Source organism: Dietzia sp. SLG310A2-38A2, assembly GCF_014145095.1.
Lineage (GTDB): Bacteria > Actinomycetota > Actinomycetes > Mycobacteriales > Mycobacteriaceae > Dietzia.
This window is the reverse complement of sequence record NZ_JAALDX010000260.1, coordinates 1-3,957: the sequence shown is the minus strand read 5'-3', so window position 1 is coordinate 3,957 and position 3,957 is coordinate 1. Positions and strand designations below refer to the sequence as shown.

Sequence of the window (3,957 nt, the reverse complement as noted above, 5' to 3'; positions counted from 1 at the left end):
GGCTCGACGAGCTCCTTCGGCTCCCGGTCCCCGACGGTGCCCGTCCGACGGCGTGGACCCCGAAGCACGACATCGCCGCCGAGCGCCATCGACACTCCGATCTACGACTTTTCGCGTCGTGACTACACCGAGGACTACTCCATGAACCTGACGCCCACCGAGTCCGAGAGGCTCACCGTGTTCGCTGCCGCCGAGTTTGCGCGGCGCAACCTCCGCGAGGGGATCCCGTTGAGTCACCCCGAGGCCGTCGCGTACCTCACCGACGAGGCGATGCTCATGGCGCGGACCGACCTACCGTTTTCGGAGGTCCGGGAACGAGCCGGGCGACTGCTCACGTCGGCGCAGGTGGAGCCGGGGGTGCCGAGCATGATCTCGTACATCATGCTCGAGCTGCCGACCCTCGCTGGAAGCAAGCTGCTGACCATCTACACCCCGATCGCGGAGACGGCCGACGGTCCCGTGCCGGGCGAGGTCATCGCCCTCACCGAGGCGGAGACGGTGTTCGAACCGTCGGGGCTCATCGACCTCGAGGTGGTCAATACCGGAGACCGCGACATCCAGGTCCGCAGCATGACCCACTTCTTCGAGGTCAACAAGGCCCTGGCTTTCGATCGGGCAGCGGCCTACGGCCACAAGCTCGCCATCAACGCTGGTGGCGGTACGCGTTTCGAACCGGGAATCCCCAAGGTCGTCACCCTGACACCGTTCGTCGGCGAGCGCTTCGTCCACGGTCAGGCAGGACTCGTCAACGGCCCCCTGGACGACCCCGACACCCGCGCGCGGGCGTTCGAGAGGGCCTGCCAGCGCGGCTACATCCAGGATGAGTCATGACGACGGGCGGTACCTCACTGACCCCGGCGGCCCGCGCACAGCTCTACGGCCCGACCACTGGCGATCTGGTGCGACTCGGCGACACGTCGCTGCTCGCGGAGGTCGAGAAGGACTACACCCACCACGGATACGAACTCACCGTCGGCGCAGGGAAGAACATGCGCGATGGAGAGGCCCTGTCCGCGACCGTCACCACGGACGAGGGTGCACTCGATGTCGTAATCCAGAACGCGCTGATCATCGACGCGGTTCAGGGCATCGTCAAAGCCGATATCGGTATCCGGGACGGGCGGATCGTCGGAATCGGCAACGCAGGCAATCCCGCGACAATGCCGGGAATCGATCCGAACCTCGTGTGCGGCCAGAACACCACGTCGATCTCGGCTCAGGGCTGCATCGTCACCGCCGGGGCGATCGAATCCCACGGGCACATGTTCTCCGCCGAACAATCGGAGCACGCGTTGGCCGGAGGGACGACGACGCTGATCGGCAGCTCTCCCGGACCGGTATTCGACGTCGGCTCAGGCACCGCGCACGTCATGGGGCGCTACCTGCAGGGCACCGAGAGTTCACCGGTGAACTTCGGTCTGCTCGCTCGCGGCGGCTCCGACCCTTCGGCGGTCGCCCACGCAGTGAAGGCCGGGGCGATCGCGGTGAAAGTACACGAGGACTTCGGGGCGTCGCCTGAGACCATCAACGGTTCGCTGATCGCGGCAGACCTGCACGATTTCGCAGTGCACCTGCACACCGACTCGATCAACGAGTTCGGGTTCGCCGAGGACACGATGGCCGCGATCGGCGACCGGACGATCCACATGTATCACGTGGAGGGCGCGGGCGGTGGTCACTCCCCGGACATCCTGAGCGTGGTGTCTTACCCCAACGTCATCCCGGGGTCGACCAACCCGACCAACCCGTTCGCGTGGTCGGCGCTCGAGGAGGGCGTGCCGATGACGCTCATCGGGCACCAGATGGATCCCCGATCTGAAGCGGACGTCGCCTTTGCCGAGGGCCGAATCCGGCCGCAGACCATGTCCGCCGAGGACCTGCTGCACGACATCGGCGCGATCTCGATCTTCGGCTCGGACACCCAGGGGATGGGCCGCCTCGCAGAGAACGTGACGAACTCGTGGCAACTGGCAAGCGTCATGAGAGATCACCGCGGCCGTCTGCCCGAGGAGACGACCGGGCGCGCGGACAACGAGCGGATCAAGCGCTATGTCGCCAAGACCACCCTCAACCCGGCGATTGCGGTGGGAATCGACGAGCACGTCGGGTCGGTGCAGCCGGGCCGCATGGCCGACCTGGTGCTGTGGCCGTTCGAGTCGTTCGGCGTGAAGCCCGTGCAGATTATCAAGGCGGGGATGATCGTCTGGGCCAAGATGGGCGACGCGGCGGGCAGTCTCATGATGACCGAGCCGCAGGTTCAGCGTCTGATGTGGGGCGGCCGGGGCTCGGCGAAGAAGCACGTCAGCGCAGTATTCGTCTCCGACATCGTCGCCCAGGCCGGATCGCTCGAGCCGTTCGGGCTCACCAAGGCAGTCCTCCCCATCACGTCGACGCGCCACCTGCGCAAGAGCGACATGGTCCACAACGACGCGCTACCCGACGTACGCGTCGACCCGCGCACGTTCGACGTCTCCGTGAACGGGGAGAAGCTCGAGGTGCACTCATTCGACGTGCGCCCACTGACCAGGAAGTACATGCTGAGATGACTGATCCGGTGGCCAATTCCACGACTCTGACTGCTACCCGGACCGGAGTCACGCCGGAAGGCCGGAGGGAGCCCCCGGGTCCCGCGGCTCGCATCGGCATCGGCGGCCCGGTGGGGTCCGGCAAGACCGCGATGGTGGAGAAGCTAATACCGCGACTGGAGGATCTCCGTAAGTCCGTCTCCGTCATCACCAACGATCTGGTGACGTCAGAAGACGCCGAGCGGCTGCGGCGGTCTGGGATCATCGACGCGGACCGGGTCCTCGCCGTCGAGGCCGGAGCGTGCCCGCACACGGTGATCCGCGAGGACCCGACCATGAACATGGAGGCCGCCGAGCAGCTCGATCAGGATTTCCCCGGTACCGACGTGATCCTGATCGAGAGCGGCGGCGACAATCTGGCCTCGACGTTCTCCGATGATCTCGTCGACTTCTGGGTGTTCGTGATCGACGTCTCCGGAGGAGGCGATATCCCCCGGAAACGCGGACCCGGCGTGCTCCGCGCGGACGTCCTCGTCATCAACAAGGCCGACCTGGCACAGCATGTCGGGGTGGACCTCGAGCTGATGGTCGCCGAGGCCCGCGACGTGCGGGAGGGGCGACCAGTCCTCGTCACGAACTGCTTCACCGGTGAGGGCGTGGACGAGTTCGCGCGGTTCATCTGCGATGAGGTGCTCTTCTGAGCGCGCAACCATATGCGCTCGACCTCGAGATAGCCCGCCGAGGCGGCCGCACCTTCCTGTCCCGGAGATACTTCCGCTGGCCTTATGAGATCGGCATCCTGACGCATGGCCAGGTCCGTGGCCTGAGCGACGACACGGCATCACTCATCGTCCAGTCGGCCACCAGTGGACTCATCACGGGAGAGCGGCTTCGCCAACGAGTCGTTGTCCGCGACGGCGGCCGGGTCAGGCTCGTGGGACAGGGCGCCATGCCCGTCCAGAAGGTCGGGTCCCATGAGGGGGCGGCGGAAGACCTGAACCTGACGGTGATGGGGGGGTCGCGGTTGGACTTCGTGTCCGAACCTCGACTGTTGTTGCCGGGCTCGTCCTTCTCACAGGTAAGCCACGTATCCGTGGATACCTCCTCCTGCGTCCTCCTCGTCGACGCGGTCGTGCGTCATCCCGATGCGGGATCGGTGTCCTACCTCTCGGAGACGACGCTGGAGTTCGACGGCGAGGTCGCCGCGGTGGAGCGGATGGGGTTCCACTGCGTCGGGGAGCACCACTTCGGTGCGTCGGCGTTCATACTCGCGGTAGGAGACCACGTCACCGGACTCGACTGGAAATGGTGGCTGAACAAGCACGGCGCGCGGACGAGTTACGGCGCGGTGTCGCCTCTCAGAAATTGCCCCGGAATGAGCATTCGTGCCGTGGCCGAGAACGGATATCAGGCTCTTCGCATCTGAGTGTGG

General features: G+C 66.0%; 4 protein-coding genes. All 4 read left to right on the top strand.

What is annotated here, in order from left to right:
* Window positions 1-141: 141 nt before the first annotated feature.
* The 4 genes from G6027_RS09515 to G6027_RS09500 are packed head-to-tail and all read left to right on the top strand — an operon-like array spanning window position 142 to window position 3,951.
* Window positions 142-831, top strand: coding sequence for an urease subunit beta (locus G6027_RS09515; RefSeq protein WP_182636959.1), 690 nt, complete (start codon window positions 142-144; stop codon window positions 829-831).
* A complete protein-coding gene (locus tag G6027_RS09510) occupies window positions 828-2,546 on the top strand; it encodes an urease subunit alpha (RefSeq protein WP_182636958.1) in 1,719 nt (572 codons plus the stop codon). The genes G6027_RS09515 and G6027_RS09510 overlap by 4 nt, the downstream gene beginning before the upstream one ends.
* On the top strand, window positions 2,543-3,226 hold the full coding sequence (gene ureG, locus G6027_RS09505) for an urease accessory protein UreG (RefSeq protein ID WP_182636957.1): 684 nt from the start codon (window positions 2,543-2,545) through the stop codon (window positions 3,224-3,226). Before G6027_RS09510 ends, ureG begins: the two co-directional genes overlap by 4 nt.
* Window positions 3,223-3,951, top strand: a complete 729-nt coding sequence (locus G6027_RS09500) for an urease accessory protein UreD (RefSeq protein WP_182636973.1) — start codon at window positions 3,223-3,225, stop codon at window positions 3,949-3,951. The genes ureG and G6027_RS09500 overlap by 4 nt, the downstream gene beginning before the upstream one ends.
* The last annotated feature ends 6 nt before the right edge of the window (window positions 3,952-3,957 follow it).